The sequence below is a fragment of the Hydrogenophaga sp. genome, from assembly GCF_026125825.1.
In the GTDB taxonomy this organism is placed as follows: Bacteria; Pseudomonadota; Gammaproteobacteria; order Burkholderiales; family Burkholderiaceae_C; genus Hydrogenophaga.
The window spans coordinates 14,232-31,381 of the sequence record NZ_JAHCKK010000015.1 but is presented as its reverse complement, the minus strand read 5'-3'; the positions used below and the strand labels follow the sequence as shown (position 1 = coordinate 31,381).

The window sequence follows — 17,150 nt, the reverse complement described above, 5'->3', positions numbered from 1 at the left end:
TCAGTGTTCCTCACCCAGGTAAGCCGCTTGCACCGACGCATCACCGCGCACCTGAGCCGGCGTGCCGCTGGCGATCACCTGGCCGTTCACCATCACGGTGAGCTGGTCGGCCAGGGTGAACACGGCGTCCATGTCGTGCTCCACCAGCATGATGGCGTGGTCCTTTTTCAACCGCAGCAGCAGCGCCACCATGCTCTCGGCCTCGGCTTGGCCCATGCCGGCCAGCGGTTCGTCGAGCAACAGCACGGTGGGTTCGGTGGCCAGGGTCATGGCGATCTCCAGTTGGCGCTGTTCGCCGTGGCTGGTGGTGCCGGCCACCACGTCGGCGCGCTCTGTGAGGCCGGCGAGTTCCAGCGCACGTTCGCAGCGCTGGTTCACGGCACCCATGGCGCTGGCCGAGGACACCCAGCGCAGCGGGTTCCACGGCACATGCCGTTCGCGCGATTGGGCCGCCAGTCGCACGTTGTCCCACACGGTGAAGGGCAGGAAGATGTTGGTCTTCTGGTAGCTGCGGCCCAGTCCCAGGCGAGAGATTTTCTCGGGGGTCTTGCCGGCGGTCTCGACGCCGTTGAGCGTGATGCGGCCCGAGGTGGGCGGCAGGTCGCCCGAGAGCAGGTTGGTCAGGGTGGACTTGCCCGCGCCGTTGGGGCCGATCACCGCGTGGATGCGTTCACGGTGCAGGTCCACCGACACATCATTGACGGCGGCCAGACCCCCGAAGCGCTTGGTCAGGTTGCGGGCGGAGAGCAGCAGTTCGTTCATGGGCGCTCCTTCGGGCTGGCGAAGCGCTGCACCAGACCCAGCAAGCCGCGCGGCGCCAGCACCACCACCAGCACGATGAACGTGCCCATGAGCAGCTGCCAGTGTTTGGTGAGGTCCTTGAAGAAGTGCATCACGTACTCGAACGCGAAGGCCCCCACGATGGCGCCAGCGAAATTGCCCATGCCCCCGAGGATGACCATCATGATGGCGTGTGCACTCATGTGGAAACCCATCAACTCGGGGTTCACATACCCGGTCTGCGCGGCCCACAGGAAGCCCGCCACGCCGGCCAGCGCCCCTGCTAGCGTGAAGGCCGTGAGTTTGTAGCCGAAGGTCCCAAAGCCCACCGCGCGCATGCGGTGCTCGTTCACGCGAATGCCCGCGAGCACCCGGCCAAAAGGAGAGAACAACAGGCGGCGCAGGAAGGCATAGACCAGCACGAGCAGCAGGAGCGTGAAGTAGAAGAAGGTTGTCTTGTTCTCGAGGTCGATGCCGCTCCAGCCGAACACCGAGGCGGTGGGGCGGAAGTTCACGTACACGCCGTCCGACCCCCCGAGCGCCTTGTTGTCGAAGAACAGGAAGAACACCATTTGGGCGAACGCCATGGTGACCATGATGAAGTAAATACCGTGGGTGCGAACCAAGAAGAAGCCGATGACGAGCGCGGCCAGTCCCGCGCCCAGCGCCGAGGCGGGCAGGGACCACCACAGGCTGATGGGAGTGTCCGCCGGGGTGAGGAAAGCCAGCGCGTAGCCGGCAAGACCAAAGTAAGCCGCGTGTCCGAGCGACACAAGACCGGTAACGCCCTGCAGCAGATCCAGGCTCATGGCGAAGATCGCCAGGATCATCATCTGCGAGAGCATCTGCAGGTAGAAGTCGCTACCGGTGACGGGGATGAGTGGAAACGCGGCGAGCGCGATGGCTCCCAGCACCAGGATGGCCTGGATGCTGCGCGGCAGCTTTTCGAGTTGGGCTTTGGGGGAGCTCATTGTTTGAAGAGCCCTTCGGGCTTGTAGAGCAGCACGGCGGCCATGAGCATGTAGACGGCCATGCCGGCAATCTGCGGCACCAGCACCTTGCCGAAGGTATCGACCAGGCCCACGAGCAGGGCGGCCACGAGCGCGCCACGCACTGAGCCGATGCCACCGATGACCACCACCACAAAACACATGATCAGCACCGAACTGCCCATGCCGGGGTAAACGCTCGCGATGGGCGAGGCGATCATGCCGGCGATGGCGGCCAGCGCCACGCCCAGCGCGAACACCACGCCGTGGATCAGGCGGATGTTGATGCCCAGCGATTCGGTCATCTCGCGGTTGAACGCACCGGCGCGGATCTTCATGCCCAGGCGGGTCTTGGAAATGAGCAGGTACAGACCGAGCGCCAGCGCGATGCACACGCCCGACATTACCAGCCGGTAGACCGGGTAGGAGAGGTTCTCGGTCAGCGGGATCGACCAGTTCAGCACCTCGGGCACCTGCACCGCGTGCACGTCGTCGCCCCAGAGGATGGAGCGCACCTCTTCAAAGATGTAGATCAGACCGAAGGTCAGCAGCACCTGGTCGAGGTGGTCGCGGTGGTAGAAGTGCCGGAACAGGGTCCACTCCAGCACCCAGCCCAGCGCCACGGCGATCACCGTGCCCACCACGATGGCGAGCACCAGACTGTCGAACTGGCCCACCAGAAACCAGGCCAGGTAAGCGCCCAGCATGTAGAAGCTGCCGTGCGCCAGGTTGACCACACCCATGATCCCGAAGATCAGCGTGAGGCCCGCGGCCAGCATGAACAGCAACAGGCCGTACTGCAGGCTGTTGAGCAACTGGATGAGGAAGTTGGCGAAATCCATGAGTTAAGGAACAAAAGGACGAAGAAAAGCGGCGGAACATCTTTTGGACGAACTCCGCCGCTGGAGGACAACCGGGGCGCGAAAGACTCAACCCATGCGGCAACCCGTGGCGGGATCGGCCACAGCCTTCTGAGCAATGCCGATCACCTTGTTGTCCTTGTTGACCACCTGGCGCAGGTAGATGTCCTGGATCGGGTTGTGGGCCTTGCTCATGGTCCATTTCCCGCGCGGACTGTCGATGGTGGCGCCTTCCAGCGCTGCGTACAGTGCCGGTTTGTTCGACAAGTCGCCTTTGACTGCGTTGGCACCCTTGACGAGCAGCAAGCCCGCGTCGTATCCCTGAACGGCATACACATCGGGCTGCGCCTTGAACGCCTTTACATAGTCGAGGCGGAACTGCTTGTTGCGCGGGATATCCAGCGAGTCGCTGTAGTGCAGCGTGGTGAGAACGCCCTCGGCAGCTTCGCCTGCTGCATCGAGCACGCCCTCGGTCAGGAAGCCCGAGCCGTACAGTGGGATCGTCTTGTTCAGGCCGGCCGCAGCGTAGTCGCGCAGGAACTTGGCTGCACCGCCACCGGCGAAGAAGCAAGCCACGGCGTCGGGCTTGTAAGACGCAATCTCGGTCAACAGCGACTGAAACTCCACGTTGGGAAAGGGCAGGCCGAGCTTCTTGATGATGGTGCCACCGGCTTCGGTGTAGCTCTTTTCGAAACCCTCAAAGGCCTCGTCGCCTGCGGCGTAGTTCCAGGTGATCCACACCGCCTTCTTGTGGCCTCGGTCGACCATGGCCTTGCCCAAAGCCAGGGTAGGCTGGGCGTTGGTGAAGCTGGTTCGAAACACATTGGGCGCACACTGGGCCCGGGTGGCCACGTGCACGCCGGCATTGGGAATGATGTTGAGAACTCCTGTATCGCGTGCGACCTTGTGAATGCCCATCTGCACGCCCGAGTGCACCGAACCCACCAGCACGTCGACCTTGTCACGCATTACCAGGCGGGTCGCGTTCTCGATGCCCTTGGCCGGATTGGATTCGTCATCGACCTTGAAGAACTCCACCTCGCGGCCACCGAGCTTGCCGCCGTTTTGCGCCAGCGCCAGCCGGAAGCCGTTTTCGACGGCGATACCGGGCTGGGCAAAGGTACCTGTGAACGGCAGCATCAGGCCAACCCGCAGATTGCTGGTTTGCGCCTGCGCCCACCGGGGCAACAAAATTCCGCTGGAGGCCGCGCCGATCAGCGCGGCTCCTCGTGTCAAAACAAAGCGCCGTGAGTTCATCTGTGTCTCCTGTTGTGGTGGGATCGGGAAAACATCAGGCAGCGGATTTTTCCGCAACCAGCAACCGATCGATGATGCGGCGGGCTTGCACGCCACCGCCATCGATGTTCAGGCTCAGTAGCTTGCGCCCGGCGTTGCGCTCCAGGTTCTGCTGCTGCATCTCCAGCATCTGGAGGTCCTCGGAGAAAACTTTGCTCAGGCTGGTGCGGATCTGCTCGCTCAACGCCTGGTCCTGCGCATTGAAGTTCCTGGCCATGCCCCAAAAGTACCAGGTCGAGGACTCGGTTTCAGGTGTGATGAAGTCGATGACTGTGCTGGAGGCTTTGACCTTGGGGTCTGCATTGAAGCCGCCCTTGCCCGCGTGCGCCACACCCACATCGATCAGCACATGGCTTGGCGGATAGAAGCGGCAGATTTGCCACCGGTCCACTGGAACATCGTCGGCCAGGTTGTTTCCGCGCAAGCCCGCACGCCAGAATGGCGGCGCCATGATGCCCTCCATGTAACGCTCGGTGATGGCGCAGTCTCCATCCATCCGCGTCTTGGGCGGCGACTCATCGATTTCCTTTTGACCAATTGAGTTCGGGTGCAAGTAAGTCTCGTGAGTCAGGTCCATGAGGTTGTCGATCATGAGCCGGTAATCGCATTTGACGTGGTACAGCCCACCGCTGTAGGCCCACTCGGGGTCATCGGCCCAGGCCAGATGGTGGATCTTGGAGGGGTCGGCCTCTTGCGCATCGCCAGGCCAGACCCAGATGAACCCGTAGCGCTCCACTACGGGATACGTCCGCACGGCGGGGAAGCCGCCCACGCGTTGGCATGGCATGGCAACCGTCTTGCCATCGCAACCCATTTCCAGACCGTGGTAGCCACAAACCAGTTTGCCGTTTTCAACCTTGCCCAGCGACAACGGAGCACCGCGGTGGGGGCAAAAGTCTTCGACAGCGGCCACCTTGTTGTCGGGGCCACGGAAAAACACGATGGACTCGCCGCAAATCTTGCGGCCAAGGGGCTTTCCATCGAGTTCGCTGGGCGTAGCGCCTACATACCACGTGTTTTTGGGAAACATGATTCGTTCTCTCCTATAAGTACTAAGGATTCGGGCAGGCTTGTGGAGTCAGCCCTTGGGTGGATCAAGCACACCTACGTTCTGATAGATGTGTTTGATCTCGGTGAAATCGATCAACGCGTCAAAGCCGTGGAGACGGCCCAAGCCACTGCGGCGATAGCCGCCGGTCTCCGCTTCAGCGCACAGCTTGTTGTGGTCGTTGATCCAAACGGTGCCGTTGCGCAGCGCTCGAGCGATACGCCAGGCGCGCGCGCCCTGCTCGGTCCAGACACTCGCGGACAACCCGAACTCGGTGTGATTGGCCCGCGCCACCGCTTCGGTTTCGGTTTCAAACTTTTCCAGCACGACCAAGGGGCCGAAAATCTCCTCTTGGACAAAAGATGCACTGGCATCCCGGTGCGCGACCAAGGTGGGCGAGACAAACCCGCCAAGCCGCAGGTTTCCGCCGATACGCTGACCGCGCAGGATCACTTCGTCTGCGTCGTCCATCGCCTGCTCGATGCGACGTTGCACCAACTCAGTGGTAGAGAGATCGATCAAGGGACCCATCTGGGCGCCCGGGGTATTTCCGGGCGCCACTTTGATTGCCGCCAGTGCATTGGCCAGCGCTTTTTTCATCGCCTCATAGCGTGACGCGTGAACCAACACCCGGCGCGCCGCCGTGCATTGCTGACCAGAGATGACCGTCGCAGCGGCAGCCAGTTGAGGCGCGATGTGGTCGATATCGGCATCTTCAAAAACCAGGCAGCATGACTTGCCACCCAGTTCGAGCGACAGTTTCTTCATAGTGGGAGCAGCGGCGGCCATGATGCGCTGCCCCGTCAGGTTGGAGCCCGTGAAGCTGACCACATCCACCTCTGGCGAGGAGGTGAGCAACTGCGCCACGTCGTGGCCTTGCTCACTCACCAGGTTCACCACACCGGGCGGCAGTCCAGTCACGTCGGCCAGTTCCCTGATCACCGCAGCGGTGATGAGTGCGGACTGCGGTGCAGGCTTGACCACGCAAGTACAGCCAGCGGCCAACGCGGGGGTGATCGACCGGATAAGCAGGATCACGGGAGCGTTCCAAGGGACGATGATGCCGGCGACGCCGGCCGGCTCTTTCAGCATCGTGGAAAATACGCCGGGTTCCACCTCGAGCACGTGGCCTGGTATGTGCCGGGCCAGACCCGCGTAGTAACGGATCTCCGAGATGGCTCCCATCAGCTCACCCCGCGATTGCGCGATCACCTTGCCATTCTCTTGCGTTAGCAGTTGGGCCAGTGCTTCAGCCTTGTGCTCTAGCCGGCTTGCCCATTCGTTCATCACGTTCTGCCGCAGCCGCGGCGACTGGGCCCACGTGGGCTTTTCAAAGGCTCTGCGTGCAGCCGAAATGGCCGCCTCTGCGTCTGCCCGGGTGGCAGCGCTGAAGCAACCGATCTGGCTGCCGTTGGCCGGGTCCAGGCTGGGCACTTCGAGGCCCTGGCTGGCGGGCATCCACCGGCCATCGATCAAGAGTTCTGCTGTGGCGTGCATAGGAGTGCTCAATGTGTGACCGATCCGCCATCAACCACAATCACCTGACCGGTGACAAAGTCACTGTCGGCGCTGGCGAGGTAGATCAAGGTGCCGGTCAGGTCGTCGGGTACCTGATCACGCTTGATGCAGCGGGACGAAACGATGCCTGAAGCGATTGAGCCTTGCCAGTCGGGATTTGCGCTGACATTGGCGCTCAGGGTCAGGCCCGGCGCCAGTGTATTGACGCAGATATTGTCGTTACCCAATTCACGCGCCAGACAGCGCGCCATCGCCACCACGGCGCCCTTGGAGGTGACGTAGTGCAGGAAGAGCGGCGTGCCCTTGAAAACCGTGCCGGAGGCGATGTTGATGATCTTGCCGTAGCGCTGCTGACGCATCACGGGGCTGACCGCTCTGGCGCACTCGAAGGAGCCGCGCACGTTGACGGACATCACCTTGTCCCACTCGGTCGACTCGATCTGCTCGAACGGCTTGAGGGCAAGGTTGCCGAAAATTGCGGCGTTGTTGACCAGCACGTCAATGCGGCCGAACGCCTGAAGTGCGGACCCAACCATCTTCTCCACCGATTCGCGGGACGTCACGTCTGTGTGGACAAACACCGCCCGGCCACCCTTCTCAATGATCTGGTTGACCACCCCGGTGGCGTCCAGCACATCGGCACAGACCACGGAGGCACCTTCTTGAGCCAATGCACGAGCGTATGTCTCTCCGATACCTTGCGCCGCGCCGGTCACGATCGCAACCCGGTTGGCCAGCCGTGGGGTGTTTTCTTTGGGCAGTTGATTCATGGAGTGTCTTTATGTCTTGGTAGTTTTTGTGTGTTTTTCGATCAAGGCCCGGGCTGTTGACAAAAGATCGCGACCATCGAAGCCGCGGCTCTCCATGTCCTTGACCCATTCGACCTCTACCTGGCTTGCTGCGCGCCTGAACTCTTGGGCTTCGACCTGCCCGAAGTTATGGGTCACGTTGCCGCGTGCCTCCACCAACTTGCGGGCAGGGTCGTCGCCACATTGGTGGGCGCGCCCCAAGGACGCAGAAGCGGTTATGCCCGAGTTGGGGTCCAGCACCTTCCGGACATCTGGCGGCAGGGACTCGTACTTCCGTTTGTTTGTTGCCATCACGAATGTCGTGGTGTAGAGCGCGCCACTGGCTGGATCGAACTGACTGTGAAACTTCGTTAATTCGTGCACCTTTACGGAGGGAACGACATCCCAAGGGATCACGCAACCGTCGAGAGGCCCCTTTTGCAGTGCGTCGGGAATCTTGGGCAGCGGCATGCCCACAGCATTGGCGCCGAGGTATCCCAGCATCTTCGTAGTTTGTCTGGTTGGACCGCGCATTTTCAGGCCGCGCAAGTCGTACGGAGCCTCAAAGAGGCGGTCGCGGGTGTGGAGCATCCCCGGCCTATGAACCTGCACTGCAATGGGATGCACTTCCTTGTGTTCGTTGGACGCTTTTGTCTTGATGAACTCCCAGAAAGCCTTGGAAGTAGCCTCGGCGTTGGTCGTCATGAACGGCAGGACAAACACCTCGCTGCAAGGAAAGCCTCCAGGTGAATAGTCGGTCAGTGTCCAAACGATGTCAGCCACGCCATCCCGTGCCTGGTCGTATGGCTGCACAGGCGCGCCATCAAGCTGCATCGCGGGGTACGCCTCAAACCGGATGCGCCCATCTGATTCCCGTTGCACCTTTTCCATCCATACCTTGTTCATGCTGACCCATACGTTGGACATGGGAGACATGAAAGTGTGAAATCGCAAAGTGATCGACTGCTGAGCAAAGCCTGTCAGCGAGGGAGCGCCCAAGGCCATCCCTACTGCCAACTGAACGATGGTTCTGCGGTTGATCATTTGGTGAATTGAGGAGAAGGCGTGAGTACCTAGGAAGTGAGACTTGATCCAGTTCGCAATCCGGATTGTCCGTCTGGTGATTATGTTGTTCATTCTACGGTTATGTTCACTCCACGAAATCAGGGTAAACACTGGGGGCGTCGTGAGCGGTTACCTAAATGACCTTCGATGTTGTTAGGCTGGGTCGGCACGAAACATCCGGCGCTATCGCCAAATCCACAAGATCACGACGAGAACCGCAAGGACCGAGTCCTCATGTTCGCCACAGCCAAGCACCAGCGTGCAGGCCGTGGGATGTGTGGAGTCCTCGGACCTGCTCGTGCTAGATGACCAGTCTCTGGCCCGGCGCATCGCCGACATCAGCGACGAACTCCTCTATGCCATCGTTCACCAGCGCTACAACCTGCGCCGCGCCATCGTCATCACCTCAAATCTTTTGGTGCAGGACCTGAGCAAGTACCTGGCCGACGTCACCATGGCCACCACCATCCTTGATCGACTGATACACCGCTGCTCGACGCTGGGGTTCGAAGGCAAGAGCTACCGTCTGAAGCAGTCCGCCTCACGAATCGCGATCGCACCCGAACAGTCGGAATTCGAACGACTTTGTTAGCGCAGTTTGGGTTGACCATAGGAGGAGACTGTCAAATTTAGGAAGTCACTCGCTCAGCGTGGAGTTCAGCAGGTAAATCGTGCGAAGCAAGGCCTCGGGACTGGCAATTCCCTTGCCGGCGATGTCCATGGCACTTCCATGCCCGACACTGGACAGCACGACGTTGCCTCCCACGCTGAGGGCACTTGCGGCGTGGGGCGCCAGCAACTTGATTGGAATGTGACCCTGGTCGTGGAAGACGGCCACATAGAGATCGTGCTGCCTGTTTGCCAACAGCGTGTCTGCACCTGTGGGCCCACTGACATGGTGGCCTGCTGAGCGCAGCTGCGCCACCGCAGGCACCATCAAGCGAGCGTCCTCCGGTCCGAAAAGCTCACCTTCGGATGCGTGTGGATTGATACCGAACATGCCGATGCGAGGCGTTTCCACGCCCAGCCGCTGACACGCGACGATGCCTGCCTGAGTGGCGCGCACGATCAGGTCGGTGCTCAGACGATCAAGTGCTGTTTGAACGCTCTCGTGGAGCGTGACGTGCACGATGCGTAAGCCCGCCCCCACCAGCATCAAGAAAACGGAGTCGGCAGATTGGCCGCACACACGCGCCACAAGAGAGGGGTACCCGCTGAACGCTATACCTGCCTGCGTGATCGCTGTCTCGTGGTGAGGACAGGCGATCACGGCGTCGAACTCGCCAGCCTGCGCAGCCTGAATGGCCGCCGTAGCGCTGGCCACCGACGAGGCGCCAGCGGCCGCGTCGATGCGACCAGGTACAGCTGCAGCCGGATCGAGGGCGCCTACCTCGTTGCAACGAACACCATCTAGCATCCCGCTAAGGTTCAATTGCTCGGCGCAGCGGCGCAGCACCGAATTCGGGCCGAACAGCGTAATACGGTCGCGCTCAGACTCTGTCAGAGTGGCAAGTGCCTTTAGCGTGATCTCCGGTCCGATGCCGTTCGGATCGCCGATCGAGATGGCCAGGCGCGCAAGGCCGCTCATGCAGCCTTTGGTTTATGTTTGGCAATGAGCGCCTTTGCGCCAGCCAAGAGCTTGGCACCGTCCTGCCCGCGCTTGTCCATCTCCTGGACCCATTCGCTGGCGATGGTGCCAGTCAGTTTGACAAACTCGCTGGTTTCCGATTCGCTGAACACGTGTACCTTGTTGCCTCGATCGGTCGCCATCTTGCGACTGATGGGGTCATGATCTTGTTGCACCTTGCCGAACCAAGCCGAGGTTTCCAGGCCCGAGTTGTCGTCGATCACCTTTTTGATATCCGGAGGCAACGATGTATATTTTCTTTTGTTCATCACCATCACAAACGCCGTGTTGTAAAGAGCTGGCTTGCCGGGCGCGAACTCGCTGTGGTGCTGAACAAGCTCATGCACCTTGACCGAAGGAATCACTTCCCAAGGCAAGGCTGCGCCGTCAATGACGCCTTTGGACAGCGCGTCTGGAATCTGTGGCAGCGGCATGCCTACCGCGGATGCTCCTGCTGCTGCGAGCAACTTAGTCGCTTGGCGGGTCGGCCCTCGCATCTTCAGGCCGCGCAGGTCGGAAGCGCTGTTGATGGCCTTGCTTTTCGAGTGCAGCACTCCTGGACCATGGGTATGAAAAGCGAGTGGTTGGACGTCCTTGAACTCATCGCTGGCGTGGGTTTCGAGGTACTCCCAGGCGGCACGCGACGCTCCGATGCCGTCCATGGTCATGAACGGCAGTTCGAACACTTCGGTCCGAGGGAATCGACCGGGGGTAAGTCCAGCCAAAGTCCATACGATATCGACAACACCATCCCGTGCCTGGTCGAAAAGTTGACTTGGTGAGCCCCCCAGCTGCATGGCAGGAAAGCCCTCGAAGCGGATACGTCCGCCCGAGTCGTTCTCCACTTTCGACATCCATGCCTTGTGTGCATTGAGATAGACATTCGAGGTCGGCGCCATGAAGGTATGGAACTTCAGGGTTACCACTTGCTGGGCGAAGACGCCAAGGGTGGGGGCTCCAAGGGAAGCGGCTGCCGCCGCCGATTTGATGAGGGTTCTGCGTTGCATCATGAGGTTGTCTCCTGGATTGAAGGGAAAGGCGGGTCCGGCCCCCTGGGCGGTGCTGGCTTCTTGTAGTACTGGTGATCAAGCAGGGCTTGCCTGCGAAACGAATTTAGTGACGAGGTAGCCGTCGAAGGTTTCGCTGCCGCCTTCGCTGCCGATGCCGCTGTCCTTCACGCCACCGAACGGCGTCTCGGCCAGCGTGATGCCGAAATGGTTCACGTTGACCATGCCCACCTCGAGGCCGTTGACCATGCGCTCCGAGGTCTTGATGGAGCCGGTGAAAACGAAACCGGTGAGGCCGAAGGGCAGGGCGTTGGCGCGCTTCAATACCTCGTCGGTGTCCTTGAAGCGCGTGATCGGCGCGACCGGACCGAAGGGTTCTTCGACCATCAGGCGCGCGTCGTCGGGAATGTCGGTGAGGATGGTGGGCGGGTAGAAGTAGCCAGGGCCAGCGAGCCGCGTGCCGCCGCTGGCCAGCTTCGCGCCACGCTCCAGCGCATCGGCCACCAAGCCTTCCATGGCATCGACCCTGCGCAGGTGCGCCAGGGGGCCCATCTGCGTGTCCTTGTCCATGCCGTCGCCCACCTTCAAGCCACCGTAGGCTTTCGTGAAGGTGTCGAGAAAGCGGTCGTACACCTTCTCCTGCACGAAGAAGCGGCTGGGTGCAATGCACAGCTGCCCCGCGTTGCGCGCCTTGAAACGCGCCAGCAGATGGGCCGCGTCGTCCACGTCTGCGTCGTCGAACACCACCACCGGCGAGTGCCCGCCCAGCTCCATGCTGATGCGCTTCATGTGCAGGCCGGCGAGCGACGCCAGCTGCTTGCCCACCGGCACCGAGCCGGTGAACGATACCTTGCGCGAGATCGGCGAGCGGATCAGGTGGTCCGACACCTCGGCCGGCACACCCCACACCACGTTGAGCACGCCCGGGGGCAGACCCGCGTCGTGGAACATGCGCGCGAGCGCGATCACCGCGCCCGGCGAATCCTCTGGCCCCTTCAGCACAAGCGTGCAACCCGCGCCGATCGCCGCCACCATCTTGCGGATGGCCTGGTTAAACGGAAAGTTCCAGGGCGTGAAGGCCACGCACACGCCCACGGGCTCGCGCAGCACCAGCTGGCGCACGTGGGGCAGGCGTGCGGGGATCACGCGGCCATAGATGCGGCGGCATTCTTCGGCGTGCCACTCTGCGTGTTCGGCACAGGTGGTCACCTCCAGCAGCGCCTCGCTCAGCGGCTTGCCCTGGTCGAGAGTGATCTGGCGGGCGACCTGCGGTGCGCGTTCGCGCGTGAGCTCGGCCACGCGGCGCAGCACCTTCGAGCGCTCGAGCGGCGAACTCTTGCGCCAGCTCTCGAAGGCGCGTTGCGCCGCGTTCAGTGCGCGGTCAAGGTCGTCGCGGCGCGCGTGCGGCAACGAGCCGATCACCTCGCCGTTGGCGGGGTTGATGATGTCCTGGTGTTGGCGGTCGCCGCCTTCGATGAATTCGCCATCGATGTAGAGGAAAGGCTTGCCGTATGCGGTGTCGGTCATGGTGAGTCAACCGATCAGATGAATACCGAGCCACCGTCGACGGCGATGGTCTGGCCGGTGATGAAGCCCGCGCCGTCGCTGGCTAGGAAGAGCAGGGCGCCCACCAGGTCTTCAGGCACCTGGTCGCGCTGCAGCGAGCGGCTGGTCTTGCGCACCACGTCGCCCATCTTGCTGTGCAGGTCGTTGTCGAGCACACCGTCGCTCAGCGTGAAGCCCGGGGCAATGGCGTTGACGGTGATGTCGTCCTTGCCGAGTTCGCGGGCTAGCGAGCGCGTGAACGCGATCACCGCGCCCTTGCTGGCCACGTAGTGCAGCATGTTGGGCGTGCCCTTGATCGGCGTGGTGGACGCGATGTTCACGATGCGGCCGAACCCGTTCTTGCGCATTTCGGGCACGACCGCTTTGGCGCACACGAAAGGCCCCAGGGTGTTGACCTCCATCACCCGCATCCACTCGGCGTCGCTGATCTGGTCGAACGGTTTGAGCGTGAGCGTGGTGAACAGGCCGGCGTTGTTCACCAGCACGTCGAGCCGGCCGAACGCCTTCACGGCCTGTTCGACCATGCCCGCCACGTCGGCGGGCTTGACCACATCGGTCTGCGTGCCGATGGCCTTCAGGCCCTGGGCACTGAGGCGTTCGGCCGCTTCGACGGCACCGCGCAGGTCGGCGATGACGACCTGGTGGCCCGCGCGCGCGAGGGCTTCGGAGAAGGCGAAACCGATGCCGCTGGCGCCGCCAGTGACCGCGATGACCCGGGATGCTGCTGTCATGTGTTGTCTCTTTCTGTGGGAAGGTGTGGATGTCGAATGGGACTGAGGGAGCTCAGGTCGGTGCTAGCACCGGCGCGAGGGCCGTGCGCGCGCGCATGTGGGCGGCAGGGTCGTTGAGGGATTCGACGGCGCTGAGTTGATCGCCGCGGTAGCGCAGCACCGAAAAGCGGCCGCTGGCCGGATCGCCCTCGATGTCGCTGCGGTCGCCCGGCGCGGCCAGGCCGGCCATCTGCAGCCGGCAAGGGCCTTGCTCGCTCCAGAACCAGGGCACCTTGGCGTACGGCAGGGGTTGACCGCACAGGCGCGCGGCGATGCAGCGCGCCTGATCAACGGCGTTCTGTACCGACTCGATGCGCACGCGGGAGCCGCCATCGGCCGCGAACGGAAAGTTCGCGCAGTCGCCGAGCGCGGAGATGGCGGCGTCGCTGGTGAGCAGCAGCTCGTCGACCTCGATGCCATTGCCCACCGCCAGCCCGGCGTCGCGCGCCAGCTGGTCGTTGGGCGTGACGCCTACCGCGATCACGATGAGGTCGGCGACGATGCGGCCACCGCCGTGCAGGCGCAGGCCGGTGGCGCGGCCGTCCTCGCCTTCGATGGCGTCGAGCTGCGTGTTCAGGTGGAATTGCGTGCCCTGGGCTTCGTGGAAGGCTTGCAGGTGTCGCGCCATGGGCTCGGAGAGGGCGCGCAGCAGGGGCCGTGCCGTGGCCTCGATCACGTGCATCGGCAGGCCCTGGCCGCGCGCCACGGCCGCGAGTTCCAAGCCAATGAAGCCGGCGCCGACCACGGCCACCGCGCGCGCGCGGGCCAGTTGCTCTCGGATGCGCCGCGCGTCCTCCAGACCGCGCAGCACGTGCACGCCGGACAACCCCGCTCCGGGCACGCACAGGGTGCGCGCGGTCGCGCCGGTGGCCAGCACCAGGTGGTCGTAGGGCAGGGTCTGGCCGCTGGAGAGGTGCACGCCACGCGCCGCGCGGTCGATGCGCGCCACGCGCGTGCCGCCGAGCACGCGGGCATCGATGCGCTGGTAGAACGGGGGCGGGCGCAGCAGCAGGCCGGTGTCGTCCACCTTGCCTTGAAGGAAGGCCTTGGACAGCGGGGGGCGCTGGTAAGGCAGGCCGGGCTCGTCGCCGACCAGGGTGATGGGATCGGCATAACCCGAATCGCGCAGCGAGGCCGCGAGCTGGAAGCCGCCCTGCCCGGTGCCGACGATGACGGTGCCGTGGGCCATCAGACCTGCCGCTCCGGGATGTGCACGATCAGCTGGTCCACGCCGGGCGCCAGCGCGAGCTGGCAGCCCAACCGGCTGTGTTCGCGGCGCTCGCCCGCGGCGCTGGCCAGCATTTCGTCCTCGACGTCGCTGATGGGCGGCAGGAAGCCGATCGAGGCCGGGTCCACGTACACGTGGCAGGTGGCGCACATGGCGGAGCCGCCGCACTCGGCGACGATGCCGGGAATGCCGTGGCCGACAGCGGTCATCATGACGGTAGCGCCGGGACTGGCGGGCACGGCTTCTCGGGAGCCGTCGGGTTGTACGTAGACGATCTGGGGCATCGTGGGTTTCTCTCTTCTAGTTCGAATGGGGCGGGATGTCAGTGCACGGCGGCCAGCAGCGGCTCGACCGTCACGGGCATGCTCTTGAGCCCGCGCACCGTGTTGTTGAAGTGCTGGACCGGTTCGCCGTCGAGGCGGATCGAGGCCACGCGGCGGGCCAGTGCGGTGAGCACGATCTCGCCTTCGAGGCGCGCCATCATCTGGCCGGCGCAGCCATGAATGCCCGTGCCGAAGGCCATGTGGCCGGTGGCGCGGCGGGTGATGTCGAAGCGGTCGGCTTCGGGCCAGCGGCGCGGGTCGCGGTTGGCCGAGGCGATGAACACCACGATCTTCTGGCCCTGCTTCACGGTGATGCCGCCGAGTTCCACGTCCTGGGTGCTGGTGCGGTAGAAAGAGTGGAAGGTGCTGTCGTAGCGCAGTACCTCTTCGAGTGCCTGGCGCGCCAGCGAGGGGTCGTCGCGCAGCAGGGCCCATTGACCGGGGTTGCGCGCGAAGCTGGTGAAGGCGTTGCACAGGGTGAACACGGTGGTGTCCAGCCCGGCGGAGAGCAGGGTGCGAACCAGCATGCCGGCCTCGTCGTGGCCTATCTCGCCCGCGTCGGCGGCGGCGAACAGCTGGGCGCCCAGGCCGTCGGGCGTGAGCGCGTCGCGCTGGCAGACCTTGGCGATCCAGTTCACCGCTTCGCCCGAGCTGTTCATTCGGTCTTGGAAACGCTCGTTGATCGGGCCGAAGCCATTGAACACCATGTCACCGTAGGGCAGCAGGTGCTCGCGCCCCTCGGCGGGCAGGCCCACCGCGTCGCCGAAGGCCTTAATGGGAAAGGCCTCGCACAGTTCTTTGGCGGCGTCGAACGAGCCGCGTTCCACGAGCTCGTCGACCATGCGCGCGGCCACGTCCTCGAAAGTGGCGCGCAGGCGTCCGATCGATGCGGGCGAGAGCACGCGCGCCACCACCTTGCGGGTGCGGCTGTGGTGGGGCGGGTCTGCTTCGAGAATGATGCTGGGCTTGCGCCAGGGCGTCTCGGTGTGGAAGTTGGCAAGGCCCACGCCCGCGCTGGAACAGAAGATGTCGGGCTGAGACAGGATGCGCTGCACTTCGTCGTGGCGTGCGACCGCAAGCACGCCGTAGCGCTCCAGCCAGGCCCAGGGGCCGAGTTCGCGCAGCTGCTCGTAGTGGGGATAGGGGTTGGCCAGCACCTCGGTGGCGTACGGGTCGAAGTCGCTGGTGGGAACGTTGTCGTAGGGGTTGGGATGGGTCATGGAATGGCTCTTCTTCGGGTGTGCTTCAGTCGGTCAGCGCGGAGGTGCGGGGCTGGGCCACCACGAACGCGTCGCAGAAGAACGCATCGGGCGGCAGGCCGCGGGTTTCGACGAAATCGCTGCGCGCCGCGCTCACCATGGCAGGCGCGCCGCAGGCGTAGACCTGGTGGCCGGCAAGACTGTCGTGGTCTTGCAGCACGGCCTGGTGCACGAAGCCGGTGCGACCGCTCCAGCCGGCCTCGGGTTCGGAGAGCACGGGCACGAAGCGCAGGCCGGCCTGCTCTCCCCAGCCGCGCGCCAGGTCGAGCAGGTACAGGTCCTTCTCGGTGCGCGCGCCCCAGTAGAGTGCGATCTCGCGTGCCTGGCCCCGGCGCAGGCCGTCCTCGACCATCGACTTGATGGGTGCGAAGCCGGTGCCGCTGGCGAGCATCACGATGGGCGCGGTGCTGCCCTCGCGCAGGTGAAAGTCGCCATGCGGCAGTTCGACCCGGAGGTGGTCACCCACCTTGAGGTCGTGCGCGAGCCAATGCGAGAACGCGCCGCCTTCCAGCATGCGGATATGCAGCTCGGCGCCATCGTTCTGGTGCGGCGGGTTGGCCATGGAGAAGCTGCGGCGCTGGCCGTCGGGCAGCAGCACCTGCAGGTACTGGCCGGCCTTGAACTTCACCTTCTCGCCCGCCGGAAAACGCAGCTTGAGGCGCGCCACGTCGCTGGCCAGAAAGTCGATGCGCATGACCCTGGCGGCGAGCTGGCGGCGCGCGTTCGGATCGGTTTTCTCGATCTGGCGCGGTTCGATCTCGATGTCGGTGAGCGGGCGCGCCTGGCAGAACAGCACCTGTCCGTGCGCGATCTCGTCCGCCGTGAGCGTATGCTCACCCGCCGCGCCGGGGTTCACCCGGCCCGAGACGACGCGGCCCTTGCAGCTCGCGCACACGCCCGAGTTGCACGAGAACGGCATCTCGTAGCCGGCCTGTCGCACTGCGTCGAGCACTGTCTGACCAGCGGCGCAGGGGATGGCGGTGGCCATCCCGGCGATGCGTATGAGGTGCGGGGTGCTCACGGCTT

The 17,150-nt window shown here is 63.7% G+C and carries 17 protein-coding genes; 1 reads left to right on the top strand and 16 read right to left on the bottom strand.

Translation table 11 applies throughout. The features are described from left to right. The 8 genes from KIT86_RS07930 to KIT86_RS07895 all read right to left on the bottom strand — a co-directional run bounded on the left by KIT86_RS07930 (window position 1) and on the right by KIT86_RS07895 (window position 8,323). Window positions 1-762, bottom strand: a complete 762-nt coding sequence (locus KIT86_RS07930) for an ABC transporter ATP-binding protein (RefSeq protein ID WP_297397046.1) — start codon at window positions 760-762, stop codon at window positions 1-3. Beyond that, window positions 759-1,751 (bottom strand): branched-chain amino acid ABC transporter permease, encoded by a 993-nt coding sequence (locus KIT86_RS07925; protein ID WP_056272109.1) that lies wholly within the window; start codon window positions 1,749-1,751, stop codon window positions 759-761. The genes KIT86_RS07930 and KIT86_RS07925 overlap by 4 nt, the downstream gene beginning before the upstream one ends. Then, window positions 1,748-2,611 (bottom strand): branched-chain amino acid ABC transporter permease, encoded by an 864-nt coding sequence (locus KIT86_RS07920; RefSeq protein ID WP_297397042.1) that lies wholly within the window; start codon window positions 2,609-2,611, stop codon window positions 1,748-1,750. Before KIT86_RS07920 ends, KIT86_RS07925 begins: the two co-directional genes overlap by 4 nt. Before the next feature lie 87 nt (window positions 2,612-2,698). Then, on the bottom strand, window positions 2,699-3,886 hold the full coding sequence (locus KIT86_RS07915) for an ABC transporter substrate-binding protein (protein WP_056272102.1): 1,188 nt from the start codon (window positions 3,884-3,886) through the stop codon (window positions 2,699-2,701). A 34-nt stretch (window positions 3,887-3,920) separates the two neighbouring features. Further along, the gene (locus KIT86_RS07910; RefSeq protein WP_056272099.1) at window positions 3,921-4,955 is read right to left on the bottom strand and encodes an aromatic ring-hydroxylating dioxygenase subunit alpha; all 1,035 of its coding nucleotides are present in this window, start codon (window positions 4,953-4,955) and stop codon (window positions 3,921-3,923) included. A 48-nt stretch (window positions 4,956-5,003) separates the two neighbouring features. Beyond that, window positions 5,004-6,470 (bottom strand): aldehyde dehydrogenase family protein, encoded by a 1,467-nt coding sequence (locus KIT86_RS07905; protein ID WP_297397039.1) that lies wholly within the window; start codon window positions 6,468-6,470, stop codon window positions 5,004-5,006. A gap of 8 nt (window positions 6,471-6,478) precedes the next feature. Continuing rightward, complete coding sequence (locus KIT86_RS07900) at window positions 6,479-7,261, bottom strand: SDR family oxidoreductase (RefSeq protein ID WP_056272093.1); 783 nt, start codon at window positions 7,259-7,261, stop codon at window positions 6,479-6,481. 9 nt (window positions 7,262-7,270) lie between these two features. Then, window positions 7,271-8,323 (bottom strand): TRAP transporter substrate-binding protein, encoded by a 1,053-nt coding sequence (locus KIT86_RS07895; protein ID WP_297397037.1) that lies wholly within the window; start codon window positions 8,321-8,323, stop codon window positions 7,271-7,273. 280 nt (window positions 8,324-8,603) lie between these two features. On the opposite strand from KIT86_RS07895, the gene KIT86_RS07890 reads away from it, so the two are divergent. Beyond that, entirely contained in the window at window positions 8,604-8,936 is a 333-nt protein-coding gene (locus tag KIT86_RS07890; RefSeq protein ID WP_321166262.1) for an ATP-binding protein, read from the top strand. Window positions 8,937-8,981: 45 nt separating this feature from the next. On the opposite strand, the gene KIT86_RS07885 is transcribed toward KIT86_RS07890, so the two are convergent. The 8 genes from KIT86_RS07885 to KIT86_RS07850 form a co-directional block, all read right to left on the bottom strand. Then, a complete protein-coding gene (locus KIT86_RS07885; protein WP_056272090.1) occupies window positions 8,982-9,932 on the bottom strand; it encodes a 4-hydroxythreonine-4-phosphate dehydrogenase PdxA in 951 nt (316 codons plus the stop codon). Then, entirely contained in the window at window positions 9,929-10,981 is a 1,053-nt protein-coding gene (locus tag KIT86_RS07880; RefSeq protein WP_056272088.1) for a TRAP transporter substrate-binding protein, read from the bottom strand. Before KIT86_RS07880 ends, KIT86_RS07885 begins: the two co-directional genes overlap by 4 nt. A 75-nt stretch (window positions 10,982-11,056) precedes the next feature. Continuing rightward, window positions 11,057-12,505, bottom strand: a complete 1,449-nt coding sequence (locus KIT86_RS07875) for an NAD-dependent succinate-semialdehyde dehydrogenase (RefSeq protein WP_056272085.1) — start codon at window positions 12,503-12,505, stop codon at window positions 11,057-11,059. Between the two features lie 14 nt (window positions 12,506-12,519). After that, window positions 12,520-13,275, bottom strand: coding sequence for a glucose 1-dehydrogenase (locus KIT86_RS07870; protein ID WP_056272082.1), 756 nt, complete (start codon window positions 13,273-13,275; stop codon window positions 12,520-12,522). A gap of 52 nt (window positions 13,276-13,327) precedes the next feature. Continuing rightward, entirely contained in the window at window positions 13,328-14,503 is a 1,176-nt protein-coding gene (locus KIT86_RS07865; RefSeq protein WP_297397031.1) for an FAD-dependent oxidoreductase, read from the bottom strand. Continuing rightward, complete coding sequence (locus tag KIT86_RS07860; protein WP_056272074.1) at window positions 14,503-14,826, bottom strand: 2Fe-2S iron-sulfur cluster-binding protein; 324 nt, start codon at window positions 14,824-14,826, stop codon at window positions 14,503-14,505. Before KIT86_RS07860 ends, KIT86_RS07865 begins: the two co-directional genes overlap by 1 nt. A gap of 38 nt (window positions 14,827-14,864) precedes the next feature. Next, window positions 14,865-16,085, bottom strand: a complete 1,221-nt coding sequence (locus KIT86_RS07855; RefSeq protein WP_056272071.1) for a cytochrome P450 — start codon at window positions 16,083-16,085, stop codon at window positions 14,865-14,867. 25 nt (window positions 16,086-16,110) lie between these two features. Then, window positions 16,111-17,145: a 2Fe-2S iron-sulfur cluster-binding protein gene (locus KIT86_RS07850; protein ID WP_236944066.1), complete on the bottom strand. Its 1,035-nt coding sequence runs from the start codon at window positions 17,143-17,145 to the stop codon at window positions 16,111-16,113. Window positions 17,146-17,150: the final 5 nt, after the last annotated feature.

Bases quoted from the DNA above. Each gene is read 5' to 3' on its own strand.
- KIT86_RS07930 (WP_297397046.1), bottom strand. From the start codon at position 762: ATGAACGAACTGCTGCTCTCCGCCCGCAACCTGACCAAGCGCTTCGGG.
- KIT86_RS07925 (WP_056272109.1), bottom strand. From the start codon at position 1,751: ATGAGCTCCCCCAAAGCCCAACTCGAAAAGCTGCCGCGCAGCATCCAG.
- KIT86_RS07920 (WP_297397042.1), bottom strand. From the start codon at position 2,611: ATGGATTTCGCCAACTTCCTCATCCAGTTGCTCAACAGCCTGCAGTAC.
- KIT86_RS07915 (WP_056272102.1), bottom strand. From the start codon at position 3,886: ATGAACTCACGGCGCTTTGTTTTGACACGAGGAGCCGCGCTGATCGGC.
- KIT86_RS07910 (WP_056272099.1), bottom strand. From the start codon at position 4,955: ATGTTTCCCAAAAACACGTGGTATGTAGGCGCTACGCCCAGCGAACTC.
- KIT86_RS07905 (WP_297397039.1), bottom strand. From the start codon at position 6,470: ATGCACGCCACAGCAGAACTCTTGATCGATGGCCGGTGGATGCCCGCC.
- KIT86_RS07900 (WP_056272093.1), bottom strand. From the start codon at position 7,261: ATGAATCAACTGCCCAAAGAAAACACCCCACGGCTGGCCAACCGGGTT.
- KIT86_RS07895 (WP_297397037.1), bottom strand. From the start codon at position 8,323: ATGATCAACCGCAGAACCATCGTTCAGTTGGCAGTAGGGATGGCCTTG.
- KIT86_RS07885 (WP_056272090.1), bottom strand. From the start codon at position 9,932: ATGAGCGGCCTTGCGCGCCTGGCCATCTCGATCGGCGATCCGAACGGC.
- KIT86_RS07880 (WP_056272088.1), bottom strand. From the start codon at position 10,981: ATGATGCAACGCAGAACCCTCATCAAATCGGCGGCGGCAGCCGCTTCC.
- KIT86_RS07875 (WP_056272085.1), bottom strand. From the start codon at position 12,505: ATGACCGACACCGCATACGGCAAGCCTTTCCTCTACATCGATGGCGAA.
- KIT86_RS07870 (WP_056272082.1), bottom strand. From the start codon at position 13,275: ATGACAGCAGCATCCCGGGTCATCGCGGTCACTGGCGGCGCCAGCGGC.
- KIT86_RS07865 (WP_297397031.1), bottom strand. From the start codon at position 14,503: ATGGCCCACGGCACCGTCATCGTCGGCACCGGGCAGGGCGGCTTCCAG.
- KIT86_RS07860 (WP_056272074.1), bottom strand. From the start codon at position 14,826: ATGCCCCAGATCGTCTACGTACAACCCGACGGCTCCCGAGAAGCCGTG.
- KIT86_RS07855 (WP_056272071.1), bottom strand. From the start codon at position 16,085: ATGACCCATCCCAACCCCTACGACAACGTTCCCACCAGCGACTTCGAC.